Annotated in this window: 15 protein-coding genes; 2 read left to right on the plus strand and 13 right to left on the minus strand. The window is 44.7% G+C overall.

Features of this window, described 5'->3' with window-relative positions; genetic code table 11:
• Window positions 1-19 precede the first annotated feature (19 nt).
• The 3 genes from U2H13_RS20095 to U2H13_RS20105 all read right to left on the minus strand — a co-directional run bounded on the left by U2H13_RS20095 (window position 20) and on the right by U2H13_RS20105 (window position 3,387).
• Window positions 20-2,023, minus strand: a complete 2,004-nt coding sequence (locus tag U2H13_RS20095) for a molybdopterin-dependent oxidoreductase (protein ID WP_121984318.1) — start codon at window positions 2,021-2,023, stop codon at window positions 20-22.
• A 46-nt stretch (window positions 2,024-2,069) separates the two neighbouring features.
• Complete coding sequence (locus tag U2H13_RS20100) at window positions 2,070-2,276, minus strand: DUF951 domain-containing protein (RefSeq protein WP_004392973.1); 207 nt, start codon at window positions 2,274-2,276, stop codon at window positions 2,070-2,072.
• A gap of 85 nt (window positions 2,277-2,361) precedes the next feature.
• Entirely contained in the window at window positions 2,362-3,387 is a 1,026-nt protein-coding gene (locus tag U2H13_RS20105) for a hypothetical protein (RefSeq protein ID WP_089072478.1), read from the minus strand.
• Window positions 3,388-3,637: 250 nt separating this feature from the next.
• Between U2H13_RS20105 and U2H13_RS20110 the strand changes: the two genes are divergently transcribed.
• Together U2H13_RS20110 and yyaC are read left to right on the plus strand one after the other, a co-directional pair.
• Complete coding sequence (locus U2H13_RS20110) at window positions 3,638-3,955, plus strand: GNAT family N-acetyltransferase (RefSeq protein WP_228842247.1); 318 nt, start codon at window positions 3,638-3,640, stop codon at window positions 3,953-3,955.
• A 199-nt stretch (window positions 3,956-4,154) separates the two neighbouring features.
• The gene (gene yyaC, locus U2H13_RS20115; protein ID WP_004392969.1) at window positions 4,155-4,769 is read left to right on the plus strand and encodes a spore protease YyaC; all 615 of its coding nucleotides are present in this window, start codon (window positions 4,155-4,157) and stop codon (window positions 4,767-4,769) included.
• Between the two features lie 30 nt (window positions 4,770-4,799).
• On the opposite strand, the gene U2H13_RS20120 is transcribed toward yyaC, so the two are convergent.
• The 10 genes from U2H13_RS20120 to rpmH all read right to left on the minus strand — a co-directional run bounded on the left by U2H13_RS20120 (window position 4,800) and on the right by rpmH (window position 14,168).
• A complete protein-coding gene (locus U2H13_RS20120; RefSeq protein ID WP_022554064.1) occupies window positions 4,800-5,651 on the minus strand; it encodes a ParB/RepB/Spo0J family partition protein in 852 nt (283 codons plus the stop codon).
• Window positions 5,644-6,405, minus strand: a complete 762-nt coding sequence (soj, locus tag U2H13_RS20125; RefSeq protein ID WP_007409899.1) for a sporulation initiation inhibitor protein Soj — start codon at window positions 6,403-6,405, stop codon at window positions 5,644-5,646. Before soj ends, U2H13_RS20120 begins: the two co-directional genes overlap by 8 nt.
• 298 nt (window positions 6,406-6,703) lie before the next feature.
• On the minus strand, window positions 6,704-7,555 hold the full coding sequence (gene noc / locus U2H13_RS20130; RefSeq protein ID WP_007615083.1) for a nucleoid occlusion protein: 852 nt from the start codon (window positions 7,553-7,555) through the stop codon (window positions 6,704-6,706).
• Window positions 7,556-7,676: 121 nt separating this feature from the next.
• The gene (rsmG, locus tag U2H13_RS20135; protein WP_007409901.1) at window positions 7,677-8,396 is read right to left on the minus strand and encodes a 16S rRNA (guanine(527)-N(7))-methyltransferase RsmG; all 720 of its coding nucleotides are present in this window, start codon (window positions 8,394-8,396) and stop codon (window positions 7,677-7,679) included.
• A gap of 13 nt (window positions 8,397-8,409) precedes the next feature.
• Window positions 8,410-10,296, minus strand: a complete 1,887-nt coding sequence (mnmG, locus tag U2H13_RS20140; protein WP_007615086.1) for a tRNA uridine-5-carboxymethylaminomethyl(34) synthesis enzyme MnmG — start codon at window positions 10,294-10,296, stop codon at window positions 8,410-8,412.
• A gap of 16 nt (window positions 10,297-10,312) precedes the next feature.
• Window positions 10,313-11,692 (minus strand): tRNA uridine-5-carboxymethylaminomethyl(34) synthesis GTPase MnmE, encoded by a 1,380-nt coding sequence (gene mnmE, locus U2H13_RS20145; RefSeq protein ID WP_007409903.1) that lies wholly within the window; start codon window positions 11,690-11,692, stop codon window positions 10,313-10,315.
• Between the two features lie 289 nt (window positions 11,693-11,981).
• Window positions 11,982-12,623 carry an RNA-binding cell elongation regulator Jag/EloR gene (gene jag / locus U2H13_RS20150; RefSeq protein WP_014419390.1) on the minus strand — a complete coding sequence of 214 codons (642 nt, stop codon included), beginning with the start codon at window positions 12,621-12,623 and terminating at the stop codon, window positions 11,982-11,984.
• Entirely contained in the window at window positions 12,620-13,369 is a 750-nt protein-coding gene (spoIIIJ, locus tag U2H13_RS20155) for a YidC family membrane integrase SpoIIIJ (RefSeq protein WP_007409906.1), read from the minus strand. The genes jag and spoIIIJ overlap by 4 nt, the downstream gene beginning before the upstream one ends.
• A gap of 160 nt (window positions 13,370-13,529) precedes the next feature.
• Window positions 13,530-13,880, minus strand: coding sequence for a ribonuclease P protein component (rnpA, locus tag U2H13_RS20160; protein ID WP_004392944.1), 351 nt, complete (start codon window positions 13,878-13,880; stop codon window positions 13,530-13,532).
• Window positions 13,881-14,033: 153 nt separating this feature from the next.
• The gene (gene rpmH / locus U2H13_RS20165; protein ID WP_003178075.1) at window positions 14,034-14,168 is read right to left on the minus strand and encodes a 50S ribosomal protein L34; all 135 of its coding nucleotides are present in this window, start codon (window positions 14,166-14,168) and stop codon (window positions 14,034-14,036) included.
• Window positions 14,169-14,789: the final 621 nt, after the last annotated feature.

Below are 14,789 nucleotides of genomic sequence, written 5' to 3' on the forward strand. Positions count from 1 at the left end.
CGCCCTCTCTCTCCTTAGATTATCCTTTTTTAACCGCTACCAGACAGTCAAAAAGCGTACTTCCCATTCCATTATCGGAATTTGAATCCTTTGTGAGCATGTTGACGGAGCCTCCGAATGCCGCCCACATGCCTTCATCTATATTCACCGTCTTCGGGTGAGCCTGCTTCATGATTTTCACCCTGCCGCGCAGACGGCCGCGGTCATTGTATACCTCTGCCGTATCTCCGTCTTGAAGTGAAAGCTCCTCGGCGATATCCGGCGACAGATCCACCTGAATCTGCTGAAGCTTTTCAATAAACGGCACGTGCTGTGAATGATTGGAGCGCTGCGGGTGAATGGACAGCAGCGTATACGGATATTTCCCGGCCAGTCCGGCGTCATGATAAACAGACTCCTCCGGCACCTCCAATTGAGGGAGGCCGCTGTATCCTTTCTCTTCTGCCAGTGACGAGACGAATTCAAATTTTCCGCTCGGGGTTAAAAATTGAAAATCACTCCACGGAACCTGTTTGACCGGAAGCGGCATATGTCCTTTTTCCTTTAATTGCTCAAGGGTGATTCCTTCTTTCTCCAAAGAAGAGAGCCCCATTTTCAAGAAATCTTCCGTACTGTAATCAAAGAGCTCCCCGAATCCGAGACGCTTTGCGAGTTCCGTCCAGATCCAGCGGTCTGATTTTGCCTCTCCCTGCGGTTCCGCAAGCTTCTTACCATATTGAACATAGTGATGATACATGCTGGAATAATAAATATCTTCCTCTTCGAAAACAACGGCCGTCGGCAGCACATAGTCACAGAGCTTCGCCGTATCGGTCATGACCGAATCAATGGCCACTGTGACCGGTGTTTTTTCAAACGCTTCCTTCACTTTTTTTGTATTCGGCACCTGTGTCAGCGGATTGCCGCACGTCACGATGATCATCTCAATCGGCGGATCGGCTGCATTCAGCGCCTCTTCAGCTTGAGTCATCATCGAAAACGTTCTCGAACTTTTCTTCAGATCAGGACGGGTGAGCTCGGCCTTTGCAAAGCTTTCACCGACTTGCACATTTCCGAAGTTTGCGCCGCCGCCTTTGATACCGACATTTCCGCTCGCCGCAGCTAAAGCGTCAATCCACCGTATCGTCCCGCCCCCGTTTTTATATCTCTGCATCCCAAGACCCATAAAAGTGGAGGCGGGACCGTCAGCATATAAATCAGCAAGATATTCAAGCACTTCTAAAGACGTTTCTGTTTTCTCAATGATCTCCTCAAAAGAAATCGTCTTCAGAAGCTTTTCTATTTCTTCAAAACCGACCGAATGCCTTTGAATGAAATCGGAATCGGTTCTGCCGGTTTGGCATAATATTTTTAAAACACCCGCCGCAAGCCAGCCATCCATGCCGGGTTTGACGGATATATACCGATCGGCAAGCTTTGCAGTCGGGTTAAAAATAGGATCAATGACCGTCAGTGTCGCTCCTTTTTTCTTCACCTGCTGCAGATGATGATAGAGGTGCATATTCGTCCGGGACACGTTTCTGCCCCATACGATCACATGCTTGCTGTGATAAATATCAAGCGGTCCATGCCCGTAAGAACGCCCGAAATCCCAGCGCTGCGCTTCAATGCCGGAACCCCAGCAAATGCTGCCCGCAATCTCCGTTACACCGCCGTATCCATTAAAAAAACGCTGGTCGAGCGCCTTCAAAAGACCGTTATTGGCGTAATCATGACTGTGCAGCACTGCGGCAGTGCCCAACGTCTCCTTAATCACCGCCATTTTTTCAGCAATTTCATCTAACGCCTGCTCCCAGGAAATGCGGACAAATTCGCCGTCTTTCTTTTTTAAAGGAAAACGAAGCCGTTCCGGCGCATTCGTTTTCGTCTCCAGCATTCTGCCCCGGCCGCAAATTTTTCCTTCCGTAATGGGATGATTCGGGTCTCCGTCTACTTTCGTCACCTTTCCATCCTCAACTGTCACCAAAAAGCCGCAGCTGTCCCAGCAATTCAGCGGGCACCCTGACTGATGCACTTTGCTCATCGGGCCTCTTCCTCTCCTCTATATGAAAAAGCATGAGCGCCAGCCCTTATGATGTAGGCTCCTCATGCTTGACGAGTACTTTTTTCAGCTTTCTCTCAAAATCTCTTCTCGGAATCATGACACTGTGGGAACAACCCGTGCATTTGATCCGAATATCCATTCCCATCCGAATGATTTTCCACCTGTTTTCACCGCAAGGATGCGGTTTCTTCATTTCAACAATATCATTCAGGCCAAAGTCTTTATCCGCCAAGACCCTTCACCTCTCTCCATAGACTGCTTTATTTATTGTACAAAAAAAGACAGGATAAGAGCAACGGCCGCACTCAAAATGAGCATTATACTTTTTTCCATCTCCCTAAAATAGGGTAAAGAAGAAGACATACCAGCAAATAAAGACTTAAAAGCCCGTAAATGGGATATAAAATGGCGATCAAATCTGAAAAACCGATTGTCGTAAAAGGCACCATCACAGCTAAAAGAAGAGATACGAGCGTCCATCTCGGCAATTTCACAAATGCAAGCATGCGGCTGGAAAGCCCGAACAGACCGGTCACGGTTGTCGTATAGATGGCTAAAAAAAGCACGGCGGCCATACAAAGAAATAACGGATAAGGAGCGCCTTCAAGGACGGCGAAAAGAGGCATCTCATATTGTGTAAGACTGCCTGAAAGCTGCACAAGCGTTTCATTGTAAACAAATGAAATCACACCGAAAATCAGCCCGCTTGCAACGCTTGCGATTTTCGCTTCTCCCAGTCCTTTCATATCTTTCCCGATTGAAGAAAGAACAGCGACAACAGAAAGGATGTTTAAGGACGTGAAGGTAATGCTTGCCGGCCAATTATACTGGCGGGTCAAATCTATCGTCCACGTGTAATGATGGGTTGTCTGAAAAAAGACCAATGCATATAACAGTCCCGCTACAAGAATCGGTATCAAAATACTATTCAGAGATAATATTCCTTTTATATCCCAAAAGAATAAACCGACGGTCACAATGCAAAGAAGAAAAATACCGAGCCAAAACGGCAGCTTGTACATTTGCAGCGTCACACCGCCGCCGGCAATCATAACCATCGTCATTGAAAACAAATAAAACATAATAAGCACATCATAGACTTTAGCAAGAGCCGGCCCCATCAGATGCTCAAGCACAGGTAAAAAGTGCGTTGATTGAACCCGATAGCTGATCTTCAACACAATATAAGCCGAAATCGTAAACATGACTGTAAACAATACAATAGCCAGTCCGCTTTCGACACCGAAAAACTGCCATATTTCCTGCCCGCTTGCATACCCAGCCCCAATCTGGCTGCTTAATATGAGCAGCATCCACTTCATCCCGGCTCTCCACACCCTCATCACCTCATAAAATTTCTGATCATCTCCGCATATTGCTACTATATTGAGTGACAGCGGCAATCATTCATACAAATGGGACAAATATGGTATGATGAAGACGATTGACTATTCAGAAAATTTTATTTATATAAGGAGCTCAAATCGTGTACATCAGGCGTTTAACCGCAAATGATACCAAGCCTGACACCGATATCAGGCTCAAAGCTTAAAAGATCATCCGGACGCGAGGCTTGAATCCGGTAATGCCATCGTGCTTGGCGCCTTTGAAAAAGACAGACTGATAGGAATCCTCAAGATCTCCAAGCATTCGCTGTTTAAACTAAGACACATTGCGGTTATCGGTTCTATGTATATTTCCCCCAAACATCGAAGGTCAGGCGCGGGAAAAGCGTTAATGACGAAAGCCATCAGCCAGGCAGCAAAAAAGATGAAAGACACAGAACAGCTCCATCTCTCTGTTACTTCAACAAATGAACCCGCAAAAAAACTCTACGCTCAGTTAGAATTTATCCTCTTTTCTACAGAAAAAAGAGCGCTGAAATTAGATCATCAGCAATATGTAATGTAGATCAAATGGTCTTATTTCTTTCATGAACTTAAAGAATAACTGCTCTGAGTTCTTTTTTCTATCCCGCTCTTTTCAAACAACCGGCATGCTGATCATGACATAAGCATAAAAAAAGGCAGCGCTGGATATACTGTAAACAACCTACATCACCAAAAACAACAATGTAATACTCGTATGACATGACAAGGAAGTGAACCTTATGAATCGAAAAGGCGGGCTTTTTTCTCAAGAACGGGCAAAACAATATGTATCTCATACGGATTCTTCTGCTGCGAATCAAATACAAGCGATCCTTACTTCATCTTTACGTAAAGCAGCCGGCAGACCGTTAGTCACCGTGTGTATCGGTACAGATCGGTCGACCGGAGATTCATTAGGTCCGCTCGTAGGAACAAAGTTAGAAAAAATGAATTTAGGCAGATTGCACGTTTATGGCACGCTGTCAGATCCTGTTCACGCCGTCAATATGAAAGACAAGCTGAAAGATATTCAACATCTACATAAAAATCCGTTTATTATAGCGGTTGATGCTTGTTTAGGCCGCGTCAAAAGCGTAGGCTCATTTCAAATCGGCGATGGGCCGCTGAAGCCCGGAGCAGGTGTTCAAAAAGATCTTCCCGAAATCGGTGACGTCCATATCAACGGAATCGTCAATGTCAGTGGGTTTATGGAGTATTTTGTCCTGCAGAATACGAGGCTTCATCTTGTTATGAGCATGGCAAACGTTTTAGCAGAGGGGTTACAGCTGACAGATAAATCAGAAGGCCGGCAGGAACGGCTCAGTCCGTTTCATAAGCTGACAAGACGTATATAAAAAAACCATCTTTTTTTAAAAAGATGGTTTTTACGCTTCTCTTTCAGACAATAGTTCTAGGATACGTTCAAGATCTTCATTTGAGAAAAACTCAATCTCAATCTTCCCTTTTTTCTTTTGTCTCTTAATATTTACTGTTGTTCCGAAGTAATTTTGCAAATACGATTCCCGCTCTTTTAACACAACATCTTGAACAGGTTCTTTTTTCTTTGTTTCACGTGGAACATTGTTGTTTAACTGCTGAATCAGCTGCTCAAGCTGACGGACGTTCAGCTGTTCTTCAACCACTTTCTTCACAAGCGGTTCAAGCTTGTTTTTATTTTTCAAACCAAGCAAGGTTCTGCCGTGTCCCATGGATAACGTACCTTCTGCAATGAGGTTCTGGATGCTTTCCGGCAGCGTCAGCAGTCTTAAATGGTTGGCAATATGAGGCCTGCTTTTCCCGAGCCGTTTAGCGAGCTGTTCCTGGGTTAAATCCAAATGCTTCAGCAGTGAGTCATATGCCAGAGCTTCTTCAAGCGGTGATAAGTCTTCACGCTGAAGGTTTTCCAAAAGAGCGACTTCCCGCATCAGCGATTCAGATAAATCCCGCACGATAGCCGGCACTGTCTCTTTACCGGCAAGTTTTGCGGCGCGGTAACGGCGTTCGCCGGCTACAATATCATAGCCCTTCAATGATTTTCTCACGATAATGGGCTGAAGAATGCCATGCTGAATGATGGATTCCTTCAGTTCAGCTAATGACTCATCGTCAAATTGTTTTCTTGGCTGATAAGGATTGGGGCGCAAATCACTGATTTTAATCTCTTCCACTGTCTCTTCAGACAAATCAACCTGATTAAACAACGCGTTAATCCCTTTTCCGAGCCCGCCTTTAGCCATTCGCTGCCACTTCCTTTGCTAAATCTAAATATACTTCCGCACCTCTCGAACGCGGATCGTATAATATGATCGGCTTGCCGTGACTCGGCGCCTCACTTAAACGGACATTGCGAGGGATAATGGTTTGATACACTTTATCTCTAAAGTATTTCTTTACCTCCTCTATCACTTGAATGCCGAGATTCGTTCTGGCATCAAGCATCGTCAGAAGCACTCCTTCTATCATTAAGTCGGTATTTAAATGTTTTTGCACAAGCCGAACTGTATTTAATAATTGACTCAATCCTTCAAGAGCGTAGTATTCGCACTGAACCGGGATAACGACTGAATCTGAAGCGGTAAGCGCATTAATCGTTAATAACCCGAGAGACGGAGGACAATCAATAATCATGTAATCGTAATTTTGTTTCACTGATTCTAATGCTCTTTTCAGCCTGACCTCCCGTGAGATCGTCGGAACCAATTCGATTTCCGCTCCCGCAAGCTGGATCGTGGCCGGAATGACATCTAAGTTCTCTACTGAAGTCGGTTTAATAATATCTGTAACATCTGCATCATCTACTAAAATGTCGTACACACAATGATCCACATCGGCTTTTTCAATCCCTAATCCGCTCGTTGCATTGCCCTGCGGATCAATATCAACAAGAAGAACCCTTTTACCTATGTAAGCCAAGCAAGCCCCCAGATTAACAGAAGTCGTCGTCTTCCCGACTCCGCCTTTTTGGTTCGTAATTGCTATGATTTTTCCCACGATGTCACCTACCTTCACATGAACATGTACTGTCTTGTTTCTATCTTATCAAAAAAAGAGTAAAGCGTTTTATTTTTTTCATAATTTGTTTATCAGCAAGTGAAAAAAATGTAAACGAAAAAGACACTTTCTAATATAAGTTCTCCGATAAAGTGACTTTTTTGACTGTAAAAAGACAATTCACGACACAAAAAGATAAAATTTTACATATACAATGTATAGTGCACAATAAATCTATCATTATCTCAAAATAGTTTTTTGATTAAAATAAAAACTCCCCTGCTGATCAGGAGAGTTTTTATTTAGGTATCCGAATGGTAAGCTGGATGTACTCTTCGAATTCTTCTTCTTCAGTATTCAGTCTGACGCCGCTGTCTTCTACCATGGACAGTGACTGACGAATCGTATTCATCGCAATTCTTGTATCCCTGCTGAACGCTTTGCGTCTCGGCTTTGGTTTCTGCTTATTCTGTTCAAGCATTTTCACCACTCTGTCTTCCGTCTGCTTGACGTTTAAGCTTTTCTCAATGATTTCCGCAAGCAATGTGACCTGAAGCTCCGGCTGTTTGAGCGGAATCAGTGCTCTTGCATGACGTTCCGTAATTTTTTTCTCCATAATCGCATCCTGGACCGGTTCCGGGAGCTTTAACAATCGGAGCTTGTTCGCAATCGTTGACTGGCCTTTTCCTAAGCGCTGCGCCAAGGCTTCCTGTGTTAAATCATGAAGTTCTAACAGCCTTGCGTACGCATGAGCTTCCTCAATGGAGGACAATTCTTCCCTTTGCAGGTTTTCAATCAAAGCGACAGATGCTGTTTCCGTATCAGAAAAATCTTTAATAATTGCGGGAATCTTCTCCCATTCAAGCGTCTGTACCGCTCTCCAGCGCCTTTCACCCGCAATGAGCTCATATTGTCCTTCATCTTCTGTATGTCTGACAACAATCGGCTGAATGATGCCGTGTGTATGGATAGTCATTGCTAACTCTTTGATTTTTTCATCTGAGAAAATGGTGCGTGGCTGAAAACGGTTGGGAACGATAGCATGTACCGGTATTTCGAGTATCTCTTCTTTGTTTGTATCATGCTCAGCTATCTCCGGTTCCTCTTCCTTCTCACCAAACCCGAAGAAACGAGAGAATGAATGCTTCATGTACCTACACCACCTTTAAAAACTGCCATTTTTATAATTCTATTTTCTCATGGTTTTTCCTGCTGTATCTTCATCAATTTTGCAGAAAATATGATGGAATTGTCACATCAGGCTGTCTAAATTACCCTTCAATTGGCGATTTATTTGGAGTACCCGGTTTTCTCGGATATTTTTTCGGAGTGCTTTTCGTCTTGCGAATGATCATAATGTTCCGTTCACTTTCTTCAACAGGAAGTGTAAAGGAATGAACTTGTTCAAGCTCTCCTCCCAATACTTTAATCGCCTTTTGCCCCGCTTTCAGCTCTTCATCAGCTGCTGCTGCTTTTAGTGCGGCAAATACGCCGTTTTTCTTGGCCAGCGGCAGACAAAGCTCACTCAGGACCGACAGACGCGCCACCGCACGGGCCGTCACGAGATCGAAGCTTTCCCGTACGTCTTTCCGTTGTCCGAATGTCTCCGCTCTGTCATGGACAAATGTCGTATGCTCTAATTGTAAAGCATCAGAGAGAGTTTCCAAAAACGTAATCCGCTTATTCAGTGAATCGACGATGGTGACATGCAGATGCGGGAAGCAGATTTTGATGGGCAGGCTTGGAAAACCGGCGCCGGCGCCGACATCACAAAGAGTGGTGACCTTTTCAAAATCAATATAAAATGCCGCCGTTATCGAATCATAAAAATGCTTGAGATAAACTTCCTTTTTCTCAGTGATGGATGTCAGATTCATTTTTTCGTTCCATTCCACGAGCATCCGGTAATACAACTCGAATTGCTCCAGCTGGCGGTCAGAAAGGGAAATCCCTTTCTCCGCTAAACTGGATGTAAATTCCTCTATATTCATGCCGTCATCCTTTCTATTCAGCTACCTTGGCAATACGGCCCTGCTCCAGGTATACCAGCAGGATTGAAATGTCTGCCGGATTGACACCGGAAATACGGGACGCTTGAGCAACTGATAAAGGACGCACTTCTTTCAGCTTTTGACGGGCTTCAGTAGCAATTCCTTTAATGGCGTCATAATCAATCCGATCAGGGATTTTTTTGTTTTCCATTTTCTTTAGCTTTTCCACTTGCTGCAAGGATTTTTCGATATATCCTTCATATTTCACCTGAATTTCCACTTGTTCCGCCACATCTTGCGGAACCGGAGAATCTGCAGGTGCAAGTTTTGTCACTGTTTCATAGTTCATTTCCGGACGTTTCATTAAATCTGTGCCGCGCACTCCGTCTTTCAGCTCACTTCCGCCGAGTGAACGGATATATTCCTGATTCTCAGGAGACGGCTTAATAATAACAGACCAGAGACGTTTTTTCTCTGCCTCGATCGCCGCTTTTTTCTTCTCAAACGCTTCATAGCGCTCATCAGAAATTAAGCCGATATCGTGGCCGATTTCCGTCAGACGAAGATCCGCGTTGTCGTGACGGAGCAGCAGTCTGTATTCCGCCCGTGAAGTCAGCAGACGGTACGGTTCATTGGTTCCTTTCGTTACCAAATCATCAATCAATACACCGATATAAGCATCGGAACGGCTGAGGATCACTTCTTCTTTTCCAAGCGCTTTGCGGCCTGCGTTGATCCCTGCCATAATTCCTTGCCCGGCTGCTTCCTCATAACCTGATGTACCGTTAATTTGACCGGCTGTGTACAGGTTAGGGATTTTTTTCGTCTCCAGTGTAGGCCAGAGCTGCGTCGGTACAATTGCGTCATACTCAATCGCGTATCCGGCTCTCATCATCTGCACCTTTTCCAGTCCCGGAATGGTCGCCAGCATCCGCTGCTGCACGTCCTCAGGAAGACTCGTGGATAAACCTTGAACGTATACTTCCTGCGTATTTCTGCCTTCCGGCTCAAGGAAAATCTGATGACGCGGTTTATCATTAAACCGAACGACTTTATCTTCAATCGAAGGACAGTATCTCGGTCCCGTTCCTTTAATCATACCGGAATACATTGGCGAACGATGCAGGTTGCTGTCGATGATCTCATGAGTCTCAGGACTCGTGTAAGTCAGCCAGCAAGGCAGCTGATCGGTAATGTATTCAACCGTTTCATATGAGAAAGCGCGCGGAACCGGGTCCCCCGGCTGGATTTCTGTTTTGCTGTAATCAATGGAATCGCTTGAGACACGAGGAGGCGTGCCCGTTTTAAAACGGACGAGATCAAAACCGAGCTCCTCTAAGTGCTCAGAAAGTTTAATAGACGGCTGCTGGTTATTCGGACCGCTTGAGTAAGACAGATCACCGAGAATGATCCGCCCTCTTAAATACGTTCCGGTTGTCAGCACGACCGTTTTTGCCTTATATTCAGCACCGGTTTGCGTAATGACACCGCGGCACTCTCCGTCTTCAATGATTAAACGCTCGGCAATCCCTTGAAGAAGTGTCAAATTCGGTGTTTTTTCCAGCGTATGCTTCATTTCGTGCTGATATTGGAATTTATCCGCCTGCGCACGCAGCGCCCGTACGGCCGGACCTTTTCCTGTATTCAGCATTCTCATTTGAATATGAGTTTTATCTATATTTCTAGCCATTTCTCCGCCGAGCGCGTCAATTTCGCGGACGACAATCCCTTTCGCGGGGCCGCCGACAGACGGATTACATGGCATAAACGCAACCATATCAAGATTAATCGTCAAAACAAGCGTTTTGGCTCCCTGGCGCGCGGATGCGAGGGCAGCCTCAACACCGGCATGCCCGGCGCCGATGACAATCACGTCGTATTGGCCTGCTTCATACCCCATGGTTTTTTCCTCCCTTTTATTTACCTAAACAAAATTGTGAAAAGAGCTGATCAATTAAGCTTTCGTGGACGGCATCACCGATGATTTCGCCCAGCAGCTCCCAGCACCTTGTCAAATCAATTTGGACCATATCAATCGGAACATCCTGTTCAATTCCGTTCAGCGCATCATCAATCGCTTGCTTTGCCTGATGCAGAATCGAGATATGACGGGTGTTGCTGACATAGGTGAGATCTCCGCTTTCGATCGCTCCTGTATAAAATAGCGACTGAATCGCTTCCTCTAAATCTTGAATGCCTTCTTCTTTCAGCAATGAGGTCGTGACGACAGGCCGGCCTTTCGCCAGTTCCTTGACGCGCTCAGCGTCAATCTTAGCCTCAAGGTCCGTCTTATTCATAATGACAATGACGTCCATTCCCTCAACCGCTTCAAACAATTTTACATCTTCTTCAGAAAGCTCTTCGCTGTGGTTAAGCACAAGCAAAATGAGATCCGCTTCCTTAAGAACCTGCCGTGACCGTTCCACACCGATTCTTTCGACGATGTCTTCTGTCTCACGGATTCCGGCGGTATCGACAAGCCGAAGCGGCACGCCTCGCACGTTGACATATTCCTCAATCACATCACGCGTCGTTCCCGGAATATCGGTTACGATCGCCTTCGTTTCATGGACAAGGCTGTTAAGCAGAGAGGATTTTCCGACGTTCGGACGGCCGATGATCACGGTAGACAGTCCCTCACGCAAAATTTTCCCCTGCTCAGACGTACGGAGCAGCGCCTCGATTTCTTTCTTCACGCCGCTTGCCTTCTCCACTAAAAGCTGATGCGTCATTTCTTCGACGTCATCATATTCCGGATAATCTATATTAACCTCAACATGTGCAAGTGTTTCTAACAGCTCATCACGCAGACGGCGGACAAGCGCGGAAAGCCGTCCTTCCATCTGGTTCATGGCGACATTCATGGCACGGTCCGTTTTGGCCCTGATCAGATCCATCACCGCTTCCGCCTGTGAAAGGTCAATCCGTCCGTTTAAAAATGCGCGCTTCGTAAACTCACCGGGTTCTGCCAGTCTCGCACCTTCTCTTAAAGCAAGCTGGAGCACCTGATTAACCGTCACAATACCCCCGTGACAGTTGATTTCAATGACATCTTCCCTTGTGAATGTTCTGGGCGCTCTTAAAACAGACACCATGACTTCCTCAATAATCCGTCCTGTCGTGCTGTCCGCGATATGCCCGTAATGAATGGTATGCGATTCTGCCGAACTGAGCGTTTTGCCTTTCGGACCCTTGTACATTTTGTCGGCGATCTTTACGGCTTCCGGGCCGCTCAGCCGAACGATCGCGATCGCGCCTTCACCCATCGGAGTTGAAATCGCTGCAATTGTATCCATGCTGTTCACCTCTCTTTATCTCTGTTTCCATCTATATAAAAAATTTTATTTACGCCAAAATTAAAAGATAACATAGTTTGGTTTGAAGTGGAAGATACGTTATCCACAAAGGCAGAAATTCATCCCTTATTACTTTAACTTATCCACATGTGAATAACAATTAATTTTATTTCCTAAAACCTTTTTTATCAACAGCATAGACCGAAAAAGAAAAAACTTAAACGCTAAAAATGCGATTCTGCTTAGGAATAGAGCCATTTTTGCCAATAAAAAAACCGAAGTTCCGATTTTAGCCGGACTTCGGTTTTCTGCTATCTTTATGGGAAATAACGAGATGGCGGTACCGGCCTTCACCGGTAGAAAACGTTTTGATATTTGGATGCTTTGACAGCGCGTCATGGATGATTTTTCTTTCACCTGACGGCATCGGTTCTAAATGCACATCTTTTTTCGTTTTCGACACTTGCTTGGCCAGCCTGTTTGCCAGCTGATCCAGAATTTCTCTTCTTTTCCGCCGATAATTCTCAGCGTCGACAGCGGCTTGGCGATACTGGCCGGAGCCGCGGTTCAAAACAAGCTGCGTCAATGTTTCCAGGGCATTGAGTGTTTGTCCTCTTTTGCCAATAAGCAGCGCCGCTTTTTCACCTTTAATGTGAAAACAGACTGTTTTCTTGTTTTCTTCCGTAACAATCTCAGAAGGTCCGGCAATGGAATGGATGATTTCTTCCAAATACGCTTTCGCTTCCTGAACAGGATTTCTTTTCTCTTCCAGTTCTACGATCGCATTCTTTTTTCCGAAAATACCCAAAAACCCTTTATATTCTTCTTGCACCACCGTTATTTCTACTTGATCTTTCGTCAGTTGAAGTTCCTGAAGGCCTGATTGAACTGCTTCTTCGACATTCCGTCCCGCAGCAGTCACCTTCTTCACTTTTTCTTTCCTCCCGCTTTCTGCGTTTCCGGATCGTGTTTAATGTCAGGTCCTTTAATAAGGAATGTCTGAGCAATCATAAACAGGTTTCCGACTACCCAATACAGAGAAAGTGCGCTCGGGAAGTTGATCGCAAATACGATGATCATGATCGGCATAATCCATACCATCATTGCCATTTGAGGATTCTGAGTCGGATTTCCGGCCATCATCAGCTTCTGCTGGACAAAAGTGGCCACACCGGCAACGATAGGAAGAATATAGTAAGGATCCTTCTCTCCTAGGTCAAACCATAAAAAGCTGTGCTGTGAAATGGCTTGCGTACGCATAATGGCGTGGTAGAATCCGATCAAAATCGGCATTTGAATCAGGATCGGGAAACATCCCGCCAGCGGGTTTACCCCGTGCTTTGAAAACAGGGCCATTGTTTCCTGCTGAAGCTTCTGCTGCGTTTTTTGATCTTTAGAGCTGTATTTTTCTCTGAGCTTCTGCATTTCAGGCTGCAGCGCCTGCATCGCTTTTGAGCTTCGAAGCTGCTTGATCATCAGCGGCAGAATCAGCAGACGAATTAAAATCGTAACGATGATGATCGATAAACCATAGTTATCGCCCGTCAGTTTCGCTACGTACGTAATGACTTCTGACAATGGATACACAACATATTTGTCCCAGAAATGCGGACTATTCGCCGTAATCGGCTCTTTCACACTCGAGCACCCGGCCAGCAGCACGAGCATACCGACCATACTCAGTAGTAACCATATTCTCCTTTTCAAGAACGTTTCCTCCTATACCAATCTTTATAAACCTTGTATGTATTTTAGCATCTTTCAGTTTCAAATGGCGTTCATTTTTCGCCAAATAAAAGGAAGCGCTTTTAAAAACGTGAAGAAAACAAAATATGAGCTATTTTGACGAAGATTTCTTATATAATGAGGTTTTTCTGAATAAGTGCTGCAGACTCTTTTTCGTTTCTTCAAAACTGAGGTCGCCGGCGGGTTTTCTTGCGATAATAATAAAATCTTTCGGCTTGAGCAGCTCTTTTTCCTCCTGAACAGCCTGCCTTATTAACCGCTTCACCCGATTGCGCACGACGGCATTGCCGATTTTTTTACTGACAGAAAGCCCTACCCGGAGCTCTTCCTGTTTCGGCTGATCAAGCGTATACAGCACGAACTGGCGGTTTGCCATAGACGTTCCGCGTTTAAACACTTTTTGAAAATCTTCATTTTTCTTTAACCGATTTCGCTTCTTCACTTTAATTCACTCCGATATTCACTCGCAGAAACTTTTATTTCTATCTAAAAAAAACGGGCCGCCGGAATACTGAAGAAATTTCTCCAGTACCGGGCGACGCATGACATCTCACTCTCTTAATGTGAAAAAAGACCACTGACATTATTCAGTGGCCTAAGCTGATAATACTTTTCTGCCTTTGCGGCGACGGCGTGCTAATACTAGACGACCGTTTTTTGAACTCATACGGCTTCTGAAGCCATGAACTTTACTGCGTTTACGGTTATTCGGTTGGAATGTTCTTTTCATTTATGACACCTCCCTCGAGGAATAGCTGTTAAAGACAGTCTTACTTATTATATTTGTGCTGCCTATTCATTGTCAACTTCAGCAGTGCTTTTATTTCTTACAACCATAATAGGATAACATACCTTAATCAGTTTAGAAACCTTATTTTTCATATTCCTTTTTTTAACGCAAAAAAAAAACCGCGCTCCCTCGAAAAAACGACATGTGGATAATTTTTCGGTCTTTTTTTAATATCCACAATCGTTATCGACAACATTTTCACATTGCTAACCCCTGTGGACAAAGATTTTTCAACAAGTTGTCAGGTTTGTGGATAAGATTACGAGAACCATTGCAAGTCCTCGCTTAATTTGATATTATATTTGTGTTTTAACTCTTAATTACTTATCCAGTCCATTCTCTTTATCCACAATTTGTGGATAAGTTGTGGATTGTTTTCACACAGCTTGTGTAGATTGTTGTCCACAACTTGTGGAATTTGTCGAAAAGCTATTTTTCTACTATACTATATGTTTTCAACATTTCGTGTGTACGAATGGTCAGAGCCATATGCTCTTTTTTTGTGTTCTATAACAGGGAAAGGGCGCTGATTTTTAAAGAAAAGGAGGGCTGTGCCGGATA

The sequence above is a fragment of the Bacillus sp. A1 genome, assembly GCF_042296235.1.
GTDB classification, from domain to species: Bacteria; Bacillota; Bacilli; order Bacillales; family Bacillaceae; genus Bacillus; species Bacillus velezensis.

What these genes read in the sequence shown, in the direction of transcription:
- U2H13_RS20095 (WP_121984318.1), bottom strand. Translation starts at nt 2,023, where the DNA reads ATGAGCAAAGTGCATCAGTCAGGGTGCCCGCTGAATTGCTGGGACAGC.
- U2H13_RS20105 (WP_089072478.1), bottom strand. Translation starts at nt 3,387, where the DNA reads ATGAGGGTGTGGAGAGCCGGGATGAAGTGGATGCTGCTCATATTAAGC.
- yyaC (WP_004392969.1), top strand. Translation starts at nt 4,155, where the DNA reads ATGAATCGAAAAGGCGGGCTTTTTTCTCAAGAACGGGCAAAACAATAT.
- U2H13_RS20120 (WP_022554064.1), bottom strand. Translation starts at nt 5,651, where the DNA reads ATGGCTAAAGGCGGGCTCGGAAAAGGGATTAACGCGTTGTTTAATCAG.
- noc (WP_007615083.1), bottom strand. Translation starts at nt 7,555, where the DNA reads ATGAAGCATTCATTCTCTCGTTTCTTCGGGTTTGGTGAGAAGGAAGAG.
- rsmG (WP_007409901.1), bottom strand. Translation starts at nt 8,396, where the DNA reads ATGAATATAGAGGAATTTACATCCAGTTTAGCGGAGAAAGGGATTTCC.
- mnmG (WP_007615086.1), bottom strand. Translation starts at nt 10,296, where the DNA reads ATGGGGTATGAAGCAGGCCAATACGACGTGATTGTCATCGGCGCCGGG.
- mnmE (WP_007409903.1), bottom strand. Translation starts at nt 11,692, where the DNA reads ATGGATACAATTGCAGCGATTTCAACTCCGATGGGTGAAGGCGCGATC.
- spoIIIJ (WP_007409906.1), bottom strand. Translation starts at nt 13,369, where the DNA reads ATGGTCGGTATGCTCGTGCTGCTGGCCGGGTGCTCGAGTGTGAAAGAG.
- rpmH (WP_003178075.1), bottom strand. Translation starts at nt 14,168, where the DNA reads ATGAAAAGAACATTCCAACCGAATAACCGTAAACGCAGTAAAGTTCAT.